This window comes from Streptomyces sp. CA-146814, assembly GCF_050942385.1.
Taxonomy (GTDB): Bacteria; Actinomycetota; Actinomycetes; order Streptomycetales; family Streptomycetaceae; genus Streptomyces.
This window is the reverse complement of record NZ_CP192068.1, coordinates 2,555,212-2,576,412: the sequence shown is the minus strand read 5'-3', so window position 1 is coordinate 2,576,412 and position 21,201 is coordinate 2,555,212. Positions and strand designations below refer to the sequence as shown.

The following is a 21,201-nucleotide window of genomic DNA, read 5'->3' as shown; positions in this document are numbered from 1 at the left end:
TCACTCCTCCCGGAGACTCGTGATCAGCTCGCGCGGCAGCCCATGGGTGTCGTGGAGGTGGTGGAAGTCCTCCTCGGTCAGCGGACCCCGGAACCGGGGCCGGGCGAGTACGCGCCGCCCGCGTTCCAGGAGCCGCCGGAACCGGTCCTCCTCCTCCCGCAGCATCCGGAGCGCGTCACCGGGGCGGATCTCCTGCCGGAAGTGGTCGAGCGTGTGCCGGACCAGCTCCTCCGGCAGGTCACCGACGCCGTACGTGGGGTCCTCGCGCCGGAGGACGGTGAGGACCCGTCGTACCAGGCGGCGCAGCACGTAACCGCGTCCGGTGTTGGCGGGACGCACGCCGTCGCCGAGGATCACGACGGCCGAGCGCAGATGGTCGCAGACCAGGCGCAGCGACGGCTCGTCCAGGCTCCACAGGCCGGGCACGAGCCGGCGCCAGGGGTCGAAGACGTCGCCGTCGAAGACCGACGGCCTGCCCTGGAGCAGCGAGGCCAGCCGCTCCAGGCCGAGCCCGGTGTCGACGTTCCGCTGCGGGAGGGGGACGAGGGACCCGTCGCCGAGCCGGCGGTGGGTCATCGTCACGTGGTTCCAGATCTCGACCCAGCGGTCGTCGCGGGTGGGCGTCGACCGGGGCGGGCCGTCACCGCTCCACAGGAAGATCTCGGAGTCGGGCCCGCACGGCCCGACCGGCCCGTTCGACCACCAGTTGTCCTCCACGGTGAACTCGACGGGAACGCCGAGGCGCTGCCACAGCTCGGCGGAGGCGGTGTCCGGCCCGGTCCGCTCGTCGCCGCCGAAGACGGTGGCGTACAACAGCCCGGGATCGCCCCCGAACCCCTCGGTGAGCAGCCCGTACCCCCACTCCAGACTGAGCGGCCCTCCGTAGTCGCCGAGCGACCAGGTGCCCAGCATCTCGAAGACGGTCAGGTGCGTGGCGTCCCCGACCTCGTCCAGGTCGGTCGTCCGCAGACAGCGCTGTACGTTGACGAGCCGCCGCCCCAGCGGATGGGCCCGGCCCTCCAGGTACGGCGTGAGCGGGTGCATGCCTGAGGTGGTGAAGAGCACGGGGTCGCCGGGCGGTGGCAGGAGTGTCGATCCGGTGATCCGGTGGTGGCCGCGTTCCTCGTAGTACTCGACGAACGTGCGGGCCAGCTGTTCGGTACGCATGGGGGTGGCTCCTTCGCGGGGCAGCGGGTGGAGGCACCGGAGAACGGGACCGTGCGGTCACCCGGCCGGGCTCGAAGGGCCACGGCACCACCGACGGACCGTTTCCGGTCGCCGGGGGAGAGAAGGTCAGACGGCGGCAACCGGCGAGCTGGTCGCTCGCGCGGTCGCGGTGGTACGGGGGCCGATGACGTTCATAGGTACGACGGTAACGCGACCCGGCCCGTACCGGCACGCGCATTTACGGCGGGACCCTCGGCTTTACGGCGGGACCCTCGGCTACGGCGTCGGCTCGGCCCTCCCGCCGCTCGCCGTGCCGCTCACCACCAGCAGGGCCAGGACGGCCAGGCCGGCGCCGAGCCACAGCACGCTCGTCGTGCCGATGCCGTCGACGGCGAAGCCGCCGAAGAGGGCGCCGAGCGCGATGGAGAGGTTGAAGGCGGAGACGTACAGCGAGGTGGCCGCCTCGGTGGCGTCCGGGGCGGCGTCGAGGATCCAGGTCTGGAAGGTGACCGGCACCGCGCCGTAGCCCAGGCCCCACAGCACCAGGAGGGCGCCCGCCGAGAAGGCGTCGGTGTCGACGAGCGCGAGGAGGGTCATGGCCGAGGCGAGGACCACCGAGATGCCCATGACACAGCGCCGCAGCCGCCGGGCGACGAGCGCTCCGGCGATGAAGTTGCCGCAGAGACCGGCGGCTCCGAACGTCAGCAGCAGCACGCCGACCGAGCTGTCACCGATCCCGTCGCCCTGGAGGACCGGCCGGACGAACGTGTAGGCCAGGAAGTGGCCCGTGATCACCAGGAAGGTGAGCGCGATGCCGACGCGGAGGCCGGCGTTGCTCCTGAAGACCTTCGGCAGCGCCGCGAACGTGATCGTCTGCCCGGCCGGAAGCTTCGGCATGAGGAAGAGCATGCAGGTCAGGGAGAGAAGTCCCAGAATTCCCACGGCACCGAACGCCGTACGCCAGCCGCTCAGATCCCCGAGGAACGTTCCGGTCGGCACGCCCAGGACGGACGCGGTCTCCACCCCGCCGAAGATGACGGCGGTGGCCCGGGCGACGTGCCTGGCCGGTACCAGGCGCAGCGCGATGCCGCCGGCGATGGACCAGAAGCCGCCGACGCTGATCCCGATCAGGAACCGGGCGACGAGGACCACCGTGAAGCTGGTGGCGAAGGCGGACGCCAGGTTGGCCGCGCCCATCAGGCCGATCAGGACCACCAGGACGATACGGCGGTCGACGCGCCCGGTCGCCACGGTGACCACCGGCGCGGAGACGGCGGCGACCAGGCCGGGCACCGTCACCATCAGCCCGGCGGTGCCCTCGGACACGTCGAGGGCGGTGCCGATGGGCGTGAGCAGGCCCACGGGGAGCAGCTCGGAGGTCATCAGGGAGAAGATGCCGAGGGTCACCGCCAGCACGGCGAGCCAGCCCTTGACGGCGGAGGGGCCGGGGGCGGCGGCGGGCACCCCGGTCTCGACGGTGGTCACGGCTCGGTCAGCCCTTCGTCAGGAATACGGTCGGAGGATCCGGCGGCCGGCTACTCGGTGCCGGGCGTCTTGCGTGTGGTGACGTTCATCCGGTTCCACGCGTTGGTGGTGAAGATGAGCGCGATCAGCTGAGCGAGCTGCTTCTCCTCGAAGTGCCGCGCGGCCTCCTCGTACACCGCGTCCGGCACACCCGCAGGCAGGGGGGTGACGGCCTCGGTCAGGGCGAGGGCGGCCCGCTCCTCCCCGGTGAACAGACTCGACTCCTCCCACGCGGTCAGCTGGTGGATCCGCTCCTCCGACTCCCCGGCCCTGCGGGCGTCGGAGATGTGGTAACTGAGGCAGTACGCACACCGGTTGACCTGCGAGGTTCGGATCTGCACCAGCTCCAGCAGGACGGGGTCGAACCCTTCACGGGCGGCGGCGTCGAGGGCGAGGACGGCCTTGAACACCTTGGGGGAGACGGCGGAGAAGTTCATACGCTGAGGCACCTGGAACGTGGTCATGGAAGGACCGTAGGCACGGAAGCGACCTGGGGCAGGGTGCATTTGTACACCGGAAACGTGGGTCAATTCCCGGAGCCCGGCACCTGCGGCACCGCCCGGCCGGACCTCGTCACGCCTTCGACGGGCGCGAGCCCGGCAGCTCGGCCCTCCGCACCGTCCCGCACGCCAGCGCGACGACCACGCCCACGCTCCCGAGCACCCCGCACCCGACGAATACCGGCGGGGACCCCCACACCCCGATGGCCGCCCCCACCACCGGGTAGCTCATCGGCGCCAGGCCCACCGAGGTGAGCATCACGACCGAGGTGACCCGCCCCAGGTACGCGGGGTCCGCAGCGGTCTGGACGAGGGCGTTGGCCAGGGTGCCGCAGACGCCCATGGCCAGGCCCGACGCGGCGGCCAGTGCCACGGCGAGCGGCAGCGCGGGGACCAGGGCGATGGCGGCCGCGCCCACGCACCCCACGAGCAGGGTCCCGGCCAGGGTCAGCCCGGCCCGGGGGAGCCGGCCGGCGACGGTGAGCAGGACGGCCCCCACGGTGGCCCCCGCGCCGAACCCGCTGATGATCCAGCCGTACCCCGAAGGCCCCCAGCCACGCTCGCCGTTGAGCAGGATCATGCCGACGTTGAGGGTCCCGGTGAGCCCGAGCTCACTGACGGCGATGACCGCGACGAGCGGGCCGATGAGGGGATGGCGGCGGAGGTAGCGCAGGCCGCGGAACAGGTCCTGCCAGGCGCCGGCGGGGGCGGGTGGATCACTCCGTACGTCCGCCGCATCGCCGACGTCCGGCACGTTCAACGGCCGCAGCCGTACCGTCAGGAGAAGCGGCAAGGACAGGGCGAAGAGCACCCCCGCGACGGCGAACGCGGCCGGCGCACCGCCGAGCCCCATCGCCAGGCCGCCGAGCGGCGGGCCGCTGATCTGGCTGACCCGCATCGACAACGTACGCATGCCGGTCACGCGTGCCAGCTGGTCGGGGGTGGTGATGCGCGGCGGGAGCGCCCCGACGGCGGGGACGAACAGCGCGTCGACCGCGCCGAACGCGAGGGCCAGCGCCACCAGGATCCACACCGCGGGCGCGGTGACCGCGACCCCGGCCGCCACCGCGAGGATGAGGACGCACCGTACGGCGTCGCTGCTGAGCACGATCCGGCGCACCCCGAACCGGTCGGCCGCCACGCCCCCGCCCAGCATGAGCAGCGCCCTGGGAAACGCCCCGGCGGCCATGACGAGCCCGACCTCGGCGGGCCCGGCCACCTTCTGGGCCGACCAGGCGAGGGCGACGAAGTAGACGCTGTCGCCGATGAGCGAGGCGGTGTGCGCGGCGAGCCAGCGCAGGACGTTGGCGTCGCGGTGGGCGGGCCGGGGCGCGACGAGGCTCTCGGGTACGGCGGTCTCTGCTGCGGACACGGGGTCTCCCTGGGTAAGGGGTGAGGACCGGGCACAGGCCGGGAACGGGAATCCGTACGGGCGCAGAGCTCAGGACCGGAACGGAAACTCGTACGGGCTCAGGGCTCAGGGCTGGAACGGGAACCCGTACAGGTGCACGGACACATGCTCGCGCCCCTCGGTGTCGCCCGCTTCCCTCGCGGCCTTGCCGCGCTCCCGCCACCGCCGGGTGATGACCTCCAACTCATTGCTCATCTCTGCGAGTTCGGCAGTCGTCAGGGCCATGAGCCACTCGGAGCTGAAGGCTGCGTCGGTCCACTCCTCGCCCCAGGCGGCGCTCTGGTCGAGGTAGGCGCGGTACTGGGCGGAGCGGTTGTCGAGGATGCCGCGCAGCACCGCACCGACGGCGGCGGCTCCTTCCGGCGTACCCGTGAAGTCCGCGTCGCGGAAGCCCCACCCCTTCTCGGACGCCACCTGCCACCACCGCTCGCGGCCGTCCGTGCTGTGCCCGCCCGCCTCGGCCACGAAGCCGTGCTCCGCGAGTTTGCGCAGGTGGTAACTGACCAGCGAGGGGGCCTGATCGACATGCTCGGCGAGCTGGGAGGCGGTCGCGGTCCCGGCCGCGTACAGCAGTCGGTAGAGCTGCATCCGCAGTGGGTTGGTGAAGGCCTTCAGCCGGGAGAGGTCGGTGATCTGCTCGGGCTCGCGCTGGGGTCGCATACGGTCACCGTAGATGCGAAAGGTTAGTTGCGCAATAAGTCTTTCCTATCTTCGGGGGCTTGGCGGGTGCCCGTCGCGGATGCTCGCCTGAGCGCTGCCTGATCACCCGTCAGCTCCCGTATGGGGGGATCGACTTAATCCAAGTCGAAAGAAAAGTCGTGTCAGGATTCTTGACCGTGACCGATGCGGCGGGCAAGGTTCCGGGAGAGCGCTCTCCCATCGTAGTTCCATTTCGAGGAGCACCCGCATGCCCGCAGTCGGCATATCCCCAGCGGCCCCGGTGTCCTACGGCACCGGCCGCCGCACCCCCAGACCGAGGCCGGTGACCCGCGGCATCGTCGCGGCGATGGCCACCGCCCTGGCCGCCACCCTTCTCGCCTTCGTCCCCGCCACGAAGGCCGAGGCCGCACCCGTACTGCTCTCGCAGGGCAAGCCGGTCACCGCCTCCAGCGAGGAGAACTACGGCACCCCGGCCACCGCGGCCGTCGACGGCAACGCCAACACCCGTTGGTCCAGCGCCGCTTCGGACCCGCAGTGGATCCGCGTCGACCTCGGCGCGACCACACAGCTCAGCCAGGTGGTCCTGGACTGGGAGACGGCCTACGGCAAGGGCTACCGGATCGAGCTGTCGACCAACGGCTCCGACTGGTCCACCGCCTACCAGACCACCACCGGCGACGGCGGCACGGACACCCTGAACATCAGCGGCAACGCCCGCTACGTCCGGGTGTACGGCACTGCCCGTGGCACCGGATACGGCTTCTCCCTCTGGGAGTTCAAGGTCTACGGCGAGTCCGGCGGCACCGGCGGCCCGCAGCTGCCCGGCGGCGGCGACCTCGGTCCGAACGTGCACGTCTTCGACCCCTCCACGCCCAACATCCAGGCCAAGCTGGACGAGGTGTTCGACCAGCAGGAGGCCTCGCACTTCGGCAACGGGCGGCACCAGTTCCTCTTCAAGCCCGGCACGTACAACAACCTCAACGCCGAGATCGGCTTCTACACCTCGATCTCCGGCCTCGGCCTCAAGCCCGACGACACCACCATCAACGGTGATGTGACCGTCGACGCCGGCTGGTTCAACGGCAACGCCACCCAGAACTTCTGGCGTTCGGCCGAGAACCTGGCCATCAACCCGGTCAGCGGCACCAACCGCTGGGCCGTCTCGCAGGCCGCCTCCTTCCGCCGCATGCACGTCAAGGGCGGCCTCAACCTGGCCCCGAACGGCTACGGTTGGGCCAGCGGCGGCTACATCGCCGACTCCAAGATCGACGGCCAGGTCGGCAACTACTCGCAGCAGCAGTGGTACACCCGCGAGAGCTCGATCGGCGGCTGGTCCAACTCCGTCTGGAACCAGACCTTCTCCGGCGTCGAAGGCGCACCCGCCACCTCGTTCCCGGAGCCCCGCTACACCACGCTCCAGACCACGCCGATCTCCCGCGAGAAGCCGTTCCTCTACCTCGACGGCAACACGTACAAGGTCTTCGTCCCCGCCAAGCGCACCAACGCGCGCGGCGTCTCCTGGAACGGTACGCCGCAGGGCACGTCGATCGACCTGAACCAGTTCTACGTCGTCAAGCCCGGCGCCACCGCCGCCACGATCAACCAGGCGCTGTCCCAGGGCCTCAACCTGCTCTTCACGCCCGGCATTTACCACGTCGACCAGACCATCAACGTCAACCGCGCGGACACGGTCGTTCTCGGCCTCGGCCTCGCGACGATCATCCCGGACAACGGCGTCACCGCGATGAAGGTGGCCGACGTCGACGGCGTCAAGCTGGCCGGCTTCCTGATCGACGCCGGTACGGTCAACTCGCCGACCCTGCTGGAGCTCGGCCCGCAGAACTCCTCGGCCGACCACTCCGCCAACCCCACCTCCATCCAGGACGTCTACGTCCGCATCGGCGGCGCGGGCGCGGGCAAGGCGACCACGAGCATCGTCGTCAACAGCGACGACGTGATCATCGACCACACCTGGGTCTGGCGCGCCGACCACGGTGAGGGCGTCGGCTGGGAGACCAACCGCGCCGACTACGGGGTCCGGGTCTACGGCGACGACGTCCTCGCCACCGGCCTCTTCGTGGAGCACTTCAACAAGTACGACGTCGAGTGGTACGGCGAGCGCGGCCGGACGATCTTCTACCAGAACGAGAAGGCGTACGACGCGCCCAACCAGGCTGCCATCCAGAACGGCGACACGAAGGGCTTCGCCGCCTATCGGGTCGACGACTCGGTCGACGTCCACGAGGGCTGGGGGATGGGCAGTTACTGCAACTACAACGTCGATCCCACCATCCGCCAGGACCACGGCTTCAAGGCCCCGGTGAAGCCGGGCGTGAAGTTCCACAGCCTGCTGGTGGTGTCGCTCGGCGGAATGGGCCACTACAACCACGTCATCAACAGCACCGGAGCCTCCACGGTCCCGGCCGGCACCTCCACCGTGCCGTCCATGCTGGTCTCCTTCCCCTGATCCGTCCCCCGCGGGGGCAACGCCCTGCGGTGGCCCGCAGGGCGGGGGACGACTCCCCGGGCCGGGCCTGACCCCGGCCCGGGGGCAGCTCCCCGCTCACCCCGCTCGGCTCTCTCCCCACGGACGGCCGCCGTCCTCCCCGACGGCGGCCGTCCGCGTACCCGCACCAACCCCGTCCCTCTCGTTTCTCTCTCCTTCACCCCCCTTCAGGAGCCGCAATGCCAGCCATGCCCCACTTCCGCAGGCCAGCCCTGCCGTCCCTCCGCAGACCCGCACTCACCCTGACCCTCGCCGCCCTTCTCGCCTCCTCCCTCACCGTCATCGCCGCGCCCACCGAGGCGCGGGCCGCCGACCCCCTGATCTCGCAGGGCAAGACCGCCACCGCCTCCTCGCAGGAAGGCGACGGCTTCTCCGCCGCGCAGGCCGTCGACGGCAACCTCACCTCCACCCGCTGGGCCAGCCAGTGGTCCGACCCGCAGTGGATCCGGATCGACCTCGGCCGGCGGGCCGACCTGAGCCGCGCCGTGCTGACCTGGGAGGGCGCGTACGGCAAGGCGTACGAGATCCAGGCCAGCGACAACGGCACCGACTGGACCACGATCCGCAGGGTCACCGACGGCGACGGTGGCACCGACGACCTGGCGCTCACCGGCTCCGGCCGTTACGTCCGGATGCTCGGCACCGCCCGCCCCGGCGGCTACGGCTACTCGCTCTGGGAGTTCCAGGTCTACGGCACCTTCGGCGACACCCCGCCGCCCCCGACCGGAGGCGCGGTCAAGGTCACCGGCGGTCAGGGCGCGTGGCAGCTCACCGTCGGCGGACAGCCGTACACGGTCAAGGGGCTGACCTGGGGCCCGTCCATGGCGGACGGTCCGCGCTACATGCCGGACCTGAAGTCGATGGGCGTCAACACCGTCCGGACGTGGGGCACGGACGCCAGCACGAAGCCTCTGCTCGACGCGGCCGCGGCCAACGGCCTGCGCGTCATGAACGGCTTCTGGCTCCAGCCCGGTGGCGGCCCCGGCAGCGGCGGCTGCGTCAACTACGTGACGGACGCCGCGTACAAGTCGACGATGCTCACCGAGATCGCCAGGTGGGTCGAGACGTACAAGAACCACCCGGCGACCCTCATGTGGAACGTCGGCAACGAGTCGGTCCTCGGCCTCCAGAACTGTTACAGCGGAGCCGAGTTGGAGGCGCAGCGCAACGCGTACACGAGCTTCGTCAACGACGCGGCCAAGAGGATCCACGCCATCGACGCCGACCACCCGGTGACCTCCACCGACGCGTGGACGGGCGCCTGGCCGTACTACAAGCGCAACGCTCCGGACCTGGACCTGTACTCGATGAACGCGTACGGCGACATCTGCGGCGTCCGCCAGGACTGGGTGGAGGGCGGCTACACCAAGCCGTACATCATCACCGAGACCGGACCGGCGGGTGAGTGGGAGGTGCCGGACGACGCCAACGGCGTACCGGAGGAGCCCACCGACGTACAGAAGCGCGACGGCTACACCAAGGCCTGGGACTGCACCATGGGCCACCAGGGCGTGGCGCTCGGCGCGACCCTTTTCCACTACGGCCTGGAGCATGACTTCGGCGGCGTGTGGTTCAACCTGATCCCGGACGGCCTGAAGCGGCTGTCGTACTACGCGGTGAAGAGGGCGTTCACGGGCTCCAACGCCGGTGACAACCTGCCGCCGGTGATCAGCGGCATGACGGTGACACCGGCCGGATCGGCCCCGGCGGGCGGGGAGTTCACGGTCCGCGCGGACATCCGCGACCCGGAGAACGACCCGCTGACGCACAAGATCTTCCTCAGCGGCAACTACGCCACCGGCGACAAGGGGCTGATCCCGGCGCGGTTCCGTTCGACGGGCAACGGCACGTTCGCGGTCACCGCGCCGGAGAGGCTCGGCGTGTGGAAGGTCTACATCCAGTCCGAGGACGGCAAGGGCAACGCGGGCATCGAGACGAAGTCGGTCAAGGTCGTCGCACCGCCGATGACCGGCACCAACGTCGCGCTCGGCAAGCGCACCACGGCCTCCAGCTCACAGGCCTCGTACGGCGACTGCCCGTGCCCGCCGGAGCGCGCGACGGACGGCCGGCTCGACACCCGCTGGGCCAGCGACTGGAGCGACCCGCAGTGGATAGCGGTCGACCTGGGCGCACGGACGCCGGTCCGCAACCTCCAGCTGGTGTGGGACCCGGCGTACGCGAGGTCGTACGAGGTCCAGGTCTCGGACGACGGCACGTCCTGGCGTACGGTCCACACCACGACGACCGGCAACGGTGACGTGGACACCATCGCGCTGACCGAAACGGCCCGCCACGTAAGGCTCCACCTGACGGCCCGGGGCACGGGCTGGGGCTACTCGCTGCACGAGTTCGGCATCTACAGCTGACAGGGGCGTATCACAGGGGGCTGTTCCGCGGCGGCGGAGCGGCCCCCGCAGCGCGTCGTACCCACTCGGCGGCCCGTCATCATCACATCGGCAGAGCCCGCAGACGCTCCTCACCGCCCCCGGAACGCCCGCCGAACGCCGAGAACGGACGCTCCTCCCGCCGGGCAGCGGCGATCCGCACGCTGCTCCAGTCCAGCGCCTGCCGCGCCTCGTCCTGGGTCTGCTGGGCGGCGATGCGGGCCTCGGCCGGAGCGTCGCCGCGCTCCTGGACGAGGAGGTCGTAGATCGGCGTGGACGCGGATATCGCTGAAGTACTCACGACGGGACTTCCTGCCCACTCATCGCCGTTTAACCGTGCGGTCTCGCGGTGTGGACTCGGCATCGGTACAGGCCGAACGCATGTACGTGTGGAGGGGGATGGCCCGAACGGGATACGGTGACGGCGCCATCACCCTCAGTGCGCACCCGCGTGCGAAGGGCGGCCCCCGGAGGTGCGACAACACCCACCGAGGGCCTTACACCCCTAGTGGAAAGCACCCACCAGAAATGCTGCGTCATGCTATCGCGCCCCCTTCGGGCTGGACCAAGGCTCCGCACACCGTCGTACGTTCACGGCGGATGAACAGCGACGCCAAGGTGCTCCTGCTGTACGTCCAGGGCCTCCAGGATTCCGCCACCGACCGCCCGCTGGGCGAACTGGCCCGGAAGCTCGACATGAAGGGCCGCTCGTACCAGCAGGCCAAGAAGCAACTCGCCGAGAACGGCTATCTCCACGAGTGGCGGTCTCAGGGCGACGGCGGCCGCTGGATGACGGAACAGCTCCTCAGCAGTACGCCGCTGACGCGGGACGAGGCCGGGTCGGTACGCGCCAAGCTGTCGCCGGAGGAAGGGCAGTCGGCGCGCGCCGAGCAGCCTCCCTGCCCGCCGCCGCCGGGTGCGCAGTTCCCGACGGTCGGTGAGCCGACATCTCGGCCGGTCGGCGGCTATGGACCTGAGGAAGAACACGATGAGAAGAACAACCCCGCCAACCAACCCCCCGAACCGGCGGCTCCGATTTCGGCACCTGAACCGCCTCCTGCCCCTGAACAGCCTCGGGAACCGGAACCGGAGGGCGACCCGGGTGGGCAGGCACCACCCCCTTCCTCGCAACTGTGGCGGGCGGAGCGGGTGTTGCTCTCCCTGCGCCATACCCGCCGCGAGCTGCTGCTGGGGGTGGGCGAGGCGCGCGCTCTGGCGGGGAAGGCGGTCAAGTGGCTGGAGCGCGGCGTGACGGAGTCGGAGCTGCGGCACGCCCTGCTGGCCGCACCCCCCAAGGGAGGCGTGCGCTCGGCGTTCGGCTTCCTGCGCCACCGCCTGACCACCAAGTGCCCGGTACCACCCGCCCCCGCAGCACCCCCGCAGCCACCGCCTCCACCGGTCCGCGCCCTGATCGCGTGCGCGGCCGAGAGCGCCGAGGAGCACATGTTCCGGCCGCTCGGCGACGAGACGGAGTGCCCGGAGTGCCGCAGGGCGACGGCCTACGGGAACTGGATGGCCGACACGGACGCGTACGACTTCCCGCCGGACATGAGCTGGCGCCAACGCGTCGTGGCGGTGGCGAAGGCGGACGCGCTACGGGGCAGGACGGCCTGAGGCCGGGAGCGGGCTGAAGCTGACACGGGCGGCGACGGGCAGGTGGTCGCTGCCGGTGGCGGGCAGCGTACGGATGTGGCCGACGGTGGCGGAACGGGCGAGGACCTGGTCGATCCGGGCCACCGGAAAGCCGGCCGGAAAGCTGAAGGCGAACCCCCGCTCGGCCACGTTCAACTGCGAGGTCAACGGCTCCAGCCCGCGATCGTCGACGGTGCTGTTGAGGTCCCCGACGAGGACCACGGCCCGCACCTCCTCGCCCCGGACGAGGTCCCCGAGCATCCGCGCGCTCTCGTCCCGCGCGGCGGAGGCAAGCCCGCCGGCCCCGACGCGTACGGAGGGCAGATGAGCGACGTACGCGGCGACGTCCCCGTACGGCGCCCGCACGACGGCCCGCAACCCGCGGCTCCACCCGGCCTCGAACGCGCGAGGCCGGATGTCCACCAACTGCCCCTCCAAGATGGGGTACTTGGACCAGAGCCCAACGCTTCCATGGACGACATGATGCGGATACTCCACCCCGAGGACGCCCTCGTACACACTCACCGCAGGTTCCACCAACTCCTCCAACGCGACGAGATCACCCCCGGCGGCGAGAAGCGCCCGGGCGGTCCCGGCCGGATCGGGGTTCACATCACTGACGTTGTGCTGCACGACGACCAGCTCCCGCGCCCCGGCGCCGGGCGCGGGCAGGAGCAACCCACCGAAGCTGTGCACCCACACGCCCACCGGCAGAAGCAGGGCCACCAGGGCGACCCCGGACCGCCGCACAAGCCCGACGATGACCAACAGGACGACGACCACGCCGACCCACGGGAGAAAGGACTCGACCAGACTGCCGATGCGTCCGGGGGAGTTGGGGATCACCCGATGAAGCCCCACCACCCCGGCCAAGCCGACGGCGACCCCGGCAACCACCACCCCCCGCCGCCCTTCACCGACGGCCGGGCGCCGCCTCTTCGCCGCCCTCGCCGCCTTCGCCGTCCCGCCCCCGTCTACCCGCTCCACCATGTCTTCCCGTCCTTTGGCCTTGCCTCACAGGACGAGTGGCCGAGGGAATCAGTTTCCGATCGCCGACACACCGAAGGGACGCGATCCGACAGGAACGGGCCATCGAACTGGACAAGTTCGAGGGCCTGTTCCGCACGTTGGGCCGAATCGTTGATGGGTCGGGAAGATCGGCGATAGCTTCACTCGTCATGTACGCGACCGAACACGCCAGGTGTCCGGTCGACCGGCACGGATGATGTGGAGAACCCATGGCTCATCTGGCATCGAGACGGACCCGCGCTCTCGCGCTGCCCGTCGGACTCGCGCTCGTCGCCTCGCTCGGCTTCCTCCCGGCGACCACGGCCATGGCGTCGCCCACCGGCGCACCGGCCACCGCGACCCCGCGCACCGACGGCCCGAAGCTGAGCTACGTCGTCAACACCGGCAGCGGCCGCGCGGCCGTCCGGCAGGTGGAGAAGGCCATCACGCAGGCCGGCGGCACGGTCGTCATCTCGTACGAGCAGATCGGCGTCATCGTCGCCCACGCGCAGGACCCGGCCTTCGGCGAAACGATCCGCCGCGTACGGGGCGTGGAATCGGCGGGCGCGACCCGGACCAACCCCATCGTGCCCCAGGCCACCAAGAACGTCGGCGCTGTAGCCCGACCGCTGACCGAGGCACAGGCGACGGCCGCCGCCGCCAGGTCCACCGGAGAGGAGGACCCGCTGGAGCCGCTGCAGTGGTCGCTGCCCGCGATCAAGGCGGACAAGGCCCACCAGAAGGCGCTCGGCTCGAAGCGGGTCACGGTCGCCGTCATCGACACCGGCGTGGACGACACCCACCCGGACCTGGCACCCAACTTCGACCGCGAAGCCTCCGTCAACTGTGTGACCGGCGCACCGGACACCACCGCCGGCTCCTGGCGCCCGGCGGCGGGCGAGAACCCCCACGGCACCCACGTGGCAGGGATCGTGGCCGCGGCGAAGAACGGCTACGGGATCACCGGCGTCGCGCCGGGCGTGAAGGTGGCGGGTATCAAGGTGTCGACACCGAGCAGCTACTTCTACACCGAGGCCGTCGTCTGCGGCTTCGTCTGGGCAGCGGAGCACGGCGTCGACGTGACGAACAACAGCTACTACACCGACCCCTGGCAGTTCGCCTGCAAGAACGACCCGGACCAGGGCGCGCTGGTCGAGTCCCTCACGCGCGCGGTGAAGTACGCCGAGCGCAAGGGCACGGTGAACGTCGCCGCGGCGGGCAACGCTCGCCACGACCTCTCCCGCACGATCGAGGACCGGACCAGCCCGAACGACGGCGAGCGGCTCACCCGCACCATCGATCCCCGGGTCTGCCCCGACATCCCGCCCATGTTGCCGGGTGTCGTCACCGTCTCCGCGACCGGCGCCGAGGGCATCAAGTCCTCGTTCTCCAACTACGGCAAGGGCGTCATCGACATCGCGGCCCCGGGCGGAGACGTGCCGGGCTACCAGACCCCTGAACCGCCGGCCGTCGAGGGGCTGATCCTCTCCACGCTGCCGGGCGGCCGGTTCGGCTACGAGGCCGGTACGTCGATGGCGTCCCCGCATGTCGCGGGCGTCGTGGCCCTGATCAAGTCCCGCCACCCGTACGCCTCACCGGCCGCGGTGAAGGCGCTGCTGGGCCTCCAGGCGGACGCCAAGGCGTGCGGCGCACCGTACGACTACAACGGTGACGGGGTCATCGACGCGGTCTGCGAGGGCGGCACGAGCTACAACGGCTTCTACGGAGCCGGAGTGGTGGACGCGCTGGACGCGGTCCGCCGGTAGACGTACTCCGGATCGGAGCGGGAGGCCGGAGGGCGCTCTCTCCGGCCTCCGGCTCCCTGGGCGTGCAGCCGGAGCGGTGGATTCAGGTGGTGTATTCCTTCTCCGAGACGGCGGCTCGGTGGAGGGCCTGCGCGAAGTCGTCGACGTCGAGACCGGCCAAGTGATCGACAAGGGCCTGCCTGACGTCCCGTACGTGCTGCGAAAGCCGATGTCCTCCGAGGTCACCGGGAAGGATGATTCGCCGGAAGCTGTCCTTCTCGATCACCTGGCCGATGAGCTTCTCCGCGACCCAGACCGGCGTGCGTTCCCGGATGGCGAACGTCAGGTGGATGCTGCGGACTTCGGAGTCGCGTGCGTGGGGATGGTGGACCCACCCCCTCGGCAGGAGCAGGGACTGCCCGGCCCGGAGGTCGACCTCCAGGTCGGGTCCCATGGCTTCCCACCGGGGGATGAATCCGGGATCCCAGACGCGGAAGGATTCCTGGTACTCCCGCATCGGGGAGGGGAACATCGGGCGCCAGAGCCGCCACCGCTTGATGCCCGCGATCTGCGCGATGACGGCCATCTGCTGGTCCCAGTGGTGGAGCAGGCCCTGACGGCCGGGCGGGGTGACGAAGGCGTGCAGGTAGTTGCTGTAGCCGGTCTCCTGCTGAATGCCGCGCGAGACGTCCGCCAGGAAGGGGACGACCCGCTGGAGGTTGCCGAGCCGGATCGTGTGGCCGTCCTCGTAGAGGCCCCGTAGCTTCGCCGGATCGGTGCGGCCCGCCGTCCGGTGGCGGTCCGGGTGCATCGCGACACCGTCGCTCACGACGGCGATCTCGTCGGCGGGTACGCACCCGGTGTTCAGGTAGTGGTCGATGCTCTCCGGGTTGATCACGCGGTCGAGCTCGCCGGCCTCGCGTTCGTACACGCGTGGCTCGTCCGGCCACGAGGCCAGGAGCGCCGTCACGCCGGTGTCGGGCAGTAAGAGGCGGAGGGACATAGGTGTACTTCCTCGCTTCGGCTCGGTTCGCTTGGCTTCGCCGATCGGTCAGGCGGGCGGGAGGGGGCACGGAAGGCCGGGATGGTGGTGGTTGAGGCAGCACACCACCGAGAACGAGATCAGGCTCTGGGACTTCGTGTAGTGCACCCAGCAGACGTCGACGCCTCGGGGCAGGGCGTCCATCGCGTACGCGATCTTGTGTTCGAGGGTGACGTAGGCGCCGCCGCCGTCATCCCGCTCGCCGGGGGGATTGGCCTCGTACGTGCTCTTCAGCCAGGTGACGGCGCCTACGAGGCGGGTCCAGGTGCGCTCCACCGCGGTCTGGTTCTGCCGCATGAGCCAGTGCCCGGTCATGAGGGGCGGCAGCGTCGAAGCGACGAACGCGCGAGTCTGTTCGGAGTTCAGTTCCGCACCCGGACGGCGGAGCGCCTCCTGGCCGTACGCGTCCCTGCTGCCGGTCCACGGACCGTATCCATGCCAGTGCCCTGACCAGGTCATCTGCGCCCTTCGCTAGGGGAGGCGGGCCGGCCCGGAGGATGTCCGTTCCGGCCCGCTGCGTGGTGCTTCGTGCTGGGGAAGGGGGCCAGGCTAGAGCGTCAGACCCCTCGTCCTGACCCACCCGGCGGCGAAGTCGTCGAGCTCGGCCGCGGTGAAACGCAGCTCCTTGCCCGCGCCCTCGGGCTTGCTGTCACGGATGGCGAAGGAGGCCACCGCGCCGGGGATGGCGGCGAGGCTCACGCAGGTCTCGTTGGAGCCGCCCGCGTTGCCGCCGCAGTAGGCGGCGAAGGCGTCGGCGTCCGGAATCGGCAGCGCGTAGAGGTTTCCGTTCATGGTCGAGTCCTTCCGGTGCTGATGTCGCGGAGATACGGTCTCCGCACCGTCGTGCTCCTGGCCCCGCCCGGCTGCCGACCGTCCATGGAGACAGCGGGGCGGGAGTCTGGGGGGTGGTTTGCTCGGGCCGAACCTCGGCGCGGGGCGGCCTGCGTGCAAAGGGCCTACGCGTTAAGCCTGTTCGCGTCACCGCTCGAGCCACACCGCCGCGACAATCGACGAGCCGATGGAAGCAAGGCAGACGACGTACGCGATCTGCCGGGCCCGCTCGCTCATCGCCTGTCACCCTCCGGAATGGGTGAAGCGAGCCCGCTGGGCACCACGTACGTTCCCGCGTGCCCGGCGAATCCGGTCGTGGGGGTAGGCCGAGGGCGGACGGGGAGCGGCGGGCGAGCCGCAGTGGGTCTGGCGGGCGACTCTTTTGCTTGCTGTTTCATGGCAATGAGCCTTCGCAGCACACGTGCCTGAGCGCGGATGTGGGCGTAGACCTCGTGGGACAGAGCATCCGGGAGTGGTTGGTTGTCAACGAGGTGGGTCACTTCGAGCTTGAAACCACGATCGGTCGGAGTGAGGCCTGCTTCCGCAGCGAAGACTTCGTCGGCCAAGGCGATGATCTTGCCGCGTAGCGAAGAGGCGGCCTCGTCGAGTGTCGAGCGGGTGGTCGTACCCAACTGAAGGGCGAGCACCCGGCGTACGGCGAGCTCGGCGTTGTCCACGTCCAGAGGTCGTCCTTCGGCTGCCGTGTTGCCAGCCGCCTCCCGTGGACTGTTGATCGGGGGATGAGTCATCACGATCTCCTGTGCCCAGGCGCGTAGCGCTCTCGATGTGCACACACGGGTGGCGAGTTGGATTCGCGAACGCCGTGCGAGGACGCAGCGCAGTCGTACGGAGCCGTCACTAAGCGTCTGTAGCCGCCTAGTTGAGGCCGGTCGACTGCTGCCGCCCAACAGACTGCACCCAACCGGAGACAAAGCGCAACATGAGTAAGCTCAACGTTGAGATTTCATTGGCATTGGGAAGCTCAACAGGCATATGACGCAGTCGGAGCGGGTCCATGCGGCACACTGGTCCGCGGCGAAGGAGGGGAATGACGGGTGGCACATCCGGAACCGAAGGTGCGAAAGAAGAGGCTCGGGTCTGAACTGCGCCGACTCCGGGAGGAGTCCGGCGTCAGCCTTCAGCAGGCCGGTGAGACCATCGACGGCGACAAGACAAAGATGAGTCGTATCGAGAACGGCCGACAGGGGCTGCGGCCCCTGGAGCTCAAGACGCTGCTCGACATGTACCAGGTCGATCCGCTCCTGAGGGAAGCGTTGCTCGCCCTTCAGCGGCAGAGCAAGCAGAAGGGCTGGTGGTCGCAGCACTCGGACAAGCTCAAACCGGACTTCCAAGAGCGCCTCACGTTGGAGTCGGACGCCGTCCGGATCTACGCCTATCAAAGTGTGGTCGTTCCTGGCCTGCTTCAGATCGATGCGTACGCCGAGGCGGTCATCCGCGGTACGGGGAGCAAGCGGATGAGCGACGAGGAAGTGCGGACGCTCGTCGACCTTCGCCTCGCCCGACAGGCGATCTTTGATCGAGATGACGCCCCTCAGTACCTCTGCATACTGGACGAGTCGGTGCTTCATCGTCAGGTAGGGGGCCCTGCCGTGACCGCTGCACAGCTACGCAACCTCATCGAGATGTCTGACCGTCCCGGCATCGCAGTACAGGTGATTCCGTACGTGCAGGGCGCCTACGTGGGCATGGACGGTCCGTTCACCGTGTACTCGTATCCGGATCCGATGGAGCTGGACGTGGTCGGCCTCGACAACCTCGATGGTGGCCTGTACCTCGAAGAGACTGGTGCTGTAGAGAACTACCGCAGCGCCTTTGACCAGCTGCGTGCAGCCGCTCTATCTTCGCGACAGTCCATGGATGTGATCTCACGCGTTGCGCGGGATCTTGAGAATGAGTAAGAGGCTCACGATGATGCGGCACGATCTCCCGACCGAAGCATGGATCAAGTCGTCCTACAGTGGCGACACCCAGGGCCAGTGCGTCGAGTTCCAGGCGGTATCGGACGGAGGTGTCGCAGTTGGTGACTCCAAGGACCGCAACCGTGGAGCCTTCGTTTTCCCGCCTGCTGCGTGGGGGGCGTTTGTGGCCGGAGTGAAGAGCGACAGCGGCATCTAACGCCGTTTCCCTGGCGGTCGCCGCGAGTGTTCGGATACGACCTCCCACCGGACACTCTCGGCCCCGCTGATTCCGACTGCTCTCTCCACCTTCGCGAGAGTGGCTCCGCTTGTGTCGGCGGAGCTGCTGCTTCTTGCCGCTTCCATCCCACACATCCCCGCGCATGGCCGCTTTTGATCGCAGTCTGTGCAGGGGCGGCTGCGTGCCGTGCCCAGCCCCGGTACCGTTGGGCGAGCTCTACAGCGGACACCGGAAGGGCTGACATGAACCCCTCGCGACGCGGAGTTCTCGTAGCAGGCCTGCACTCGGCGGCCTTGGCCGCTCCGCTCTTCGCAAGCGAGGCCTACGCCGAGGAACGGGAGCGCTCGGTCCGGCCGACCGGTCACATCGGAGCGGCCGAGGTCGCGACCGTTCGTACGATGACGGACCGCATCGCGGACATTCTCGACGAGCTCGGTGCCGGACATGCCCGTCCGATGGCAGCCGCGTTCCTGGTCAACACGGTCGCACCGTACTTGCGCGCCTCCGCCGCAGGGCCGGTCCGGCGCGACATGCTCTCCGCCGCTTCGGGCCTGACGTACCTCACGGGCTGGATGGCGATGTACGAGCGTGCTCATGGCCTCGGGCAGCAGTACTACGTGAAGGCCTTGCGCCTCGCCCAGGAGGCGGCCGACCACGTCACGTACTGCCGCACGCTACGCGGCATGAGCCTCCAGGCGTCCAACCTTCGCTACGGCCAAAAGGCCCTGGAACTGGCGGACTCGGCAGCCGAGGCCGCACCGGACGCCGGCCCGCGCCTGGTGGCCTTCCTCCGTGGGCAGCAGGCCCACGCCTCCTCCATGGTCGGCGACCGCCGCCAGGCGTTCGGGAGGCCGCGCGAGGCGGAGGCGGCGCTCTCGAAGGCCGATTCGCGGCGGGAGTCGATCGGCGGGTACGACCAGTCCGCCTACCAGTTCCACGTCGCCCACGTCCTGTACGAGACACGCGACCTTCCGGGCTCCATCGCGGCATTGAAGACATCGCTCCGCGCTCAGCCGAGGCAGGAGCGGCAGGGCCGTCTTCACGCCAACGCGGTCATGGCCCAGAGGCAGTTCGAGTTCGGCCATATCGAGGAGGCCTGCACCACCTGGGGAACGTTCCTCGACGACTACGTAGGGCTCTCCTCGGCACGCGGCGACGAGCACTTCGAGACGATGCACAAGCGCATCGCGCCGTACGACAAGCTCCGGGCGGCGCGTGAGCTCCAGGAGCGGTCGCGGCAGGTGGCGGGGATGAAGGGGTAGCCGCTGGGGCCTGCCCACCGCGCACCAGGTCGTTGGTTCACGGTTGGATGACCGGGACGATGATCACGGGCGGTATCGGCGAACATCCTCGCGAGGGAAGCGATCGTCTCTCGAGGCCATCGCGGGGTGGCGGACCACGTTGGAGCGCTGAAGGAACCTACTTCAGGGAGAGGCCGCGAGCGATGGCACGTCAATTCGGTTCAACGCTTCGGACCGCGGGGGTACGGAATCTCCCTCCGTCCATGCGGACAGAGGGAGATTGGAGAGGCCATCGTCCACGGAATGCAGGGTGCTGTCATCGGCGACATGGCCCAGCTGCAACACCTGTCCGAGGGGGGCATCGACCTGGACGAGTTCGAGGACCTGTTCCGTACATTCGAGCATTCGGCCTGGAGACTGGAAACCCGACAGCGCTTCGCCAGTGAGGAAGCCACTGACACCTACCGGCAGTTCGTCGAGACCGGCACCGTCGACTGGGACACGGATGATCCGTACTGCGAGCTGATTCGGTCCCAGACCGCGCAGGGCAAACGCGTCGAACGGGTGAGGATCGTCGACCGGCCGCCGACCACGGGCCAGCTGTACCTCCTGAACAACGTCAAGCGGAACAGCGCTCTGGGAGAAGGCATCCGGAACCTCTGGCGGGCAGATGCCCAGAGGCTCCGGCTTCCCTCCGAGGACTTCTGGTTGTTCGACAGCCGGCTTGCCGCGAAACTGCGCTTCGATGACGAGGACAATCTCGTGGACGTCGAGTTGATCACCGAGCCGGTCGAAATCGTCCGATACTCCGTCATCCGTGACGCGGCATGGCATCACGCCGTGCCGTACGAGGAGTTCGCGGTGAGGCTGAGCGACATCGAGTAGGAGCAGAAGGAACAGACGACTGCCTCCTGGCATCTCAATGACGTGGCGATGGCATCCTCCGCGGGTGTTCCCGGCGCCGAGGTCCGGGGCATTTCCCGTGGCCCCCCGGGCCCGTTCCGCACGACTTCACAGCCGCTTGAGCCCGACGTACTGGAGAGCGGCGAAGCCGCCGACGGTCAGGCTCTGCAGCACGATCCAGACCGTGCCGACGCCGGTCGGAGACAGCACGCCGGAGATCAGCACCACCAGGCTGAGCCCCACCCATAGCACGTTCGCCACGATGACCGCCGTCAGGCCCGTGTGGTTGATCTCCTTCCGCGTCCCGATGGCGAGCACTCCCAGCGCGTAGAGGAGCAGGAACGCCCCGACCGGGTACTGGACTGCCGTTGCGACGCCGAAGAAGGAGTCGAGGACCGTGGCGAGTGCCAGGTACGCGATGCCGTTGAGGCCGGTGGCCACCGCGTCCAGCTTGAGCGCCATCCTCGCGAAATCGTCGGATCCCGTCGCT

Annotated in this window: 19 protein-coding genes and 1 pseudogene; 8 read left to right on the top strand and 12 right to left on the bottom strand. The window is 69.5% G+C overall.

Annotation, left to right across the window (positions count from 1 at the left end):
• The 5 genes from ACQP09_RS11355 to ACQP09_RS11335 form a co-directional block, all read right to left on the bottom strand.
• Window positions 1-1,167 (bottom strand): alanine--tRNA ligase-related protein, encoded by a 1,167-nt coding sequence (locus tag ACQP09_RS11355; protein WP_433398120.1) that lies wholly within the window; start codon window positions 1,165-1,167, stop codon window positions 1-3.
• A 276-nt stretch (window positions 1,168-1,443) separates the two neighbouring features.
• The gene (locus tag ACQP09_RS11350) at window positions 1,444-2,652 is read right to left on the bottom strand and encodes an MFS transporter (RefSeq protein WP_433398118.1); all 1,209 of its coding nucleotides are present in this window, start codon (window positions 2,650-2,652) and stop codon (window positions 1,444-1,446) included.
• Window positions 2,653-2,702: 50 nt separating this feature from the next.
• Complete coding sequence (locus tag ACQP09_RS11345; RefSeq protein WP_433398116.1) at window positions 2,703-3,155, bottom strand: carboxymuconolactone decarboxylase family protein; 453 nt, start codon at window positions 3,153-3,155, stop codon at window positions 2,703-2,705.
• 109 nt (window positions 3,156-3,264) lie between these two features.
• The gene (locus tag ACQP09_RS11340; RefSeq protein ID WP_433398114.1) at window positions 3,265-4,563 is read right to left on the bottom strand and encodes an MFS transporter; all 1,299 of its coding nucleotides are present in this window, start codon (window positions 4,561-4,563) and stop codon (window positions 3,265-3,267) included.
• Between the two features lie 105 nt (window positions 4,564-4,668).
• A complete protein-coding gene (locus tag ACQP09_RS11335) occupies window positions 4,669-5,262 on the bottom strand; it encodes an ArsR/SmtB family transcription factor (RefSeq protein ID WP_433398112.1) in 594 nt (197 codons plus the stop codon).
• Between the two features lie 247 nt (window positions 5,263-5,509).
• Between ACQP09_RS11335 and ACQP09_RS11330 the strand changes: the two genes are divergently transcribed.
• On the top strand, window positions 5,510-7,729 hold the full coding sequence (locus ACQP09_RS11330; RefSeq protein WP_433398110.1) for a discoidin domain-containing protein: 2,220 nt from the start codon (window positions 5,510-5,512) through the stop codon (window positions 7,727-7,729).
• A gap of 218 nt (window positions 7,730-7,947) precedes the next feature.
• Entirely contained in the window at window positions 7,948-10,134 is a 2,187-nt protein-coding gene (locus ACQP09_RS11325) for a discoidin domain-containing protein (protein ID WP_433398108.1), read from the top strand.
• Between the two features lie 82 nt (window positions 10,135-10,216).
• Here the strand turns inward: ACQP09_RS11325 and ACQP09_RS11320 are convergent, their stop codons facing one another.
• The gene (locus tag ACQP09_RS11320; RefSeq protein ID WP_433398106.1) at window positions 10,217-10,453 is read right to left on the bottom strand and encodes a hypothetical protein; all 237 of its coding nucleotides are present in this window, start codon (window positions 10,451-10,453) and stop codon (window positions 10,217-10,219) included.
• A gap of 299 nt (window positions 10,454-10,752) precedes the next feature.
• Between ACQP09_RS11320 and ACQP09_RS11315 the strand changes: the two genes are divergently transcribed.
• Window positions 10,753-11,766 (top strand): hypothetical protein, encoded by a 1,014-nt coding sequence (locus tag ACQP09_RS11315; protein WP_433398105.1) that lies wholly within the window; start codon window positions 10,753-10,755, stop codon window positions 11,764-11,766.
• Here ACQP09_RS11315 and ACQP09_RS11310 read toward each other — a convergent pair.
• A complete protein-coding gene (locus tag ACQP09_RS11310; RefSeq protein ID WP_433398103.1) occupies window positions 11,746-12,774 on the bottom strand; it encodes an endonuclease/exonuclease/phosphatase family protein in 1,029 nt (342 codons plus the stop codon). The genes ACQP09_RS11315 and ACQP09_RS11310 overlap by 21 nt on opposite strands.
• A gap of 248 nt (window positions 12,775-13,022) precedes the next feature.
• On the opposite strand from ACQP09_RS11310, the gene ACQP09_RS11305 reads away from it, so the two are divergent.
• Complete coding sequence (locus ACQP09_RS11305; protein ID WP_433398101.1) at window positions 13,023-14,558, top strand: S8 family peptidase; 1,536 nt, start codon at window positions 13,023-13,025, stop codon at window positions 14,556-14,558.
• Window positions 14,559-14,640: 82 nt separating this feature from the next.
• On the opposite strand, the gene ACQP09_RS11300 is transcribed toward ACQP09_RS11305, so the two are convergent.
• From ACQP09_RS11300 to ACQP09_RS11285, 4 genes are all read right to left on the bottom strand, one after another.
• On the bottom strand, window positions 14,641-15,540 hold the full coding sequence (locus ACQP09_RS11300; RefSeq protein ID WP_433398099.1) for a JmjC domain-containing protein: 900 nt from the start codon (window positions 15,538-15,540) through the stop codon (window positions 14,641-14,643).
• Between the two features lie 48 nt (window positions 15,541-15,588).
• A complete protein-coding gene (locus ACQP09_RS11295) occupies window positions 15,589-15,894 on the bottom strand; it encodes a hypothetical protein (RefSeq protein WP_433398097.1) in 306 nt (101 codons plus the stop codon).
• 234 nt (window positions 15,895-16,128) lie between these two features.
• Window positions 16,129-16,371 carry a DUF397 domain-containing protein gene (locus tag ACQP09_RS11290; protein ID WP_433398095.1) on the bottom strand — a complete coding sequence of 81 codons (243 nt, stop codon included), beginning with the start codon at window positions 16,369-16,371 and terminating at the stop codon, window positions 16,129-16,131.
• Between the two features lie 272 nt (window positions 16,372-16,643).
• Window positions 16,644-17,087, bottom strand: a complete 444-nt coding sequence (locus ACQP09_RS11285) for a hypothetical protein (RefSeq protein WP_433398093.1) — start codon at window positions 17,085-17,087, stop codon at window positions 16,644-16,646.
• A gap of 378 nt (window positions 17,088-17,465) precedes the next feature.
• Here ACQP09_RS11285 and ACQP09_RS11280 point away from each other — a divergent pair, with 378 nt between their 5' ends.
• From ACQP09_RS11280 to ACQP09_RS11265, 4 genes and pseudogenes are all read left to right on the top strand, one after another.
• Entirely contained in the window at window positions 17,466-18,329 is an 864-nt protein-coding gene (locus tag ACQP09_RS11280) for a helix-turn-helix domain-containing protein (RefSeq protein ID WP_433398092.1), read from the top strand.
• Window positions 18,322-18,546: a DUF397 domain-containing protein gene (locus ACQP09_RS11275; RefSeq protein ID WP_433398090.1), complete on the top strand. Its 225-nt coding sequence runs from the start codon at window positions 18,322-18,324 to the stop codon at window positions 18,544-18,546. Before ACQP09_RS11280 ends, ACQP09_RS11275 begins: the two co-directional genes overlap by 8 nt.
• 236 nt (window positions 18,547-18,782) lie before the next feature.
• A pseudogene (locus ACQP09_RS11270) lies at window positions 18,783-19,829 on the top strand (hypothetical protein); the annotation flags it as partial.
• Window positions 19,830-20,135: 306 nt separating this feature from the next.
• The gene (locus ACQP09_RS11265) at window positions 20,136-20,693 is read left to right on the top strand and encodes a DUF6879 family protein (protein ID WP_433398088.1); all 558 of its coding nucleotides are present in this window, start codon (window positions 20,136-20,138) and stop codon (window positions 20,691-20,693) included.
• A 126-nt stretch (window positions 20,694-20,819) separates the two neighbouring features.
• Here the strand turns inward: ACQP09_RS11265 and ACQP09_RS11260 are convergent, their stop codons facing one another.
• Window positions 20,820-21,173, bottom strand: coding sequence for a hypothetical protein (locus ACQP09_RS11260; protein ID WP_433398086.1), 354 nt, complete (start codon window positions 21,171-21,173; stop codon window positions 20,820-20,822).
• Window positions 21,174-21,201: the final 28 nt, after the last annotated feature.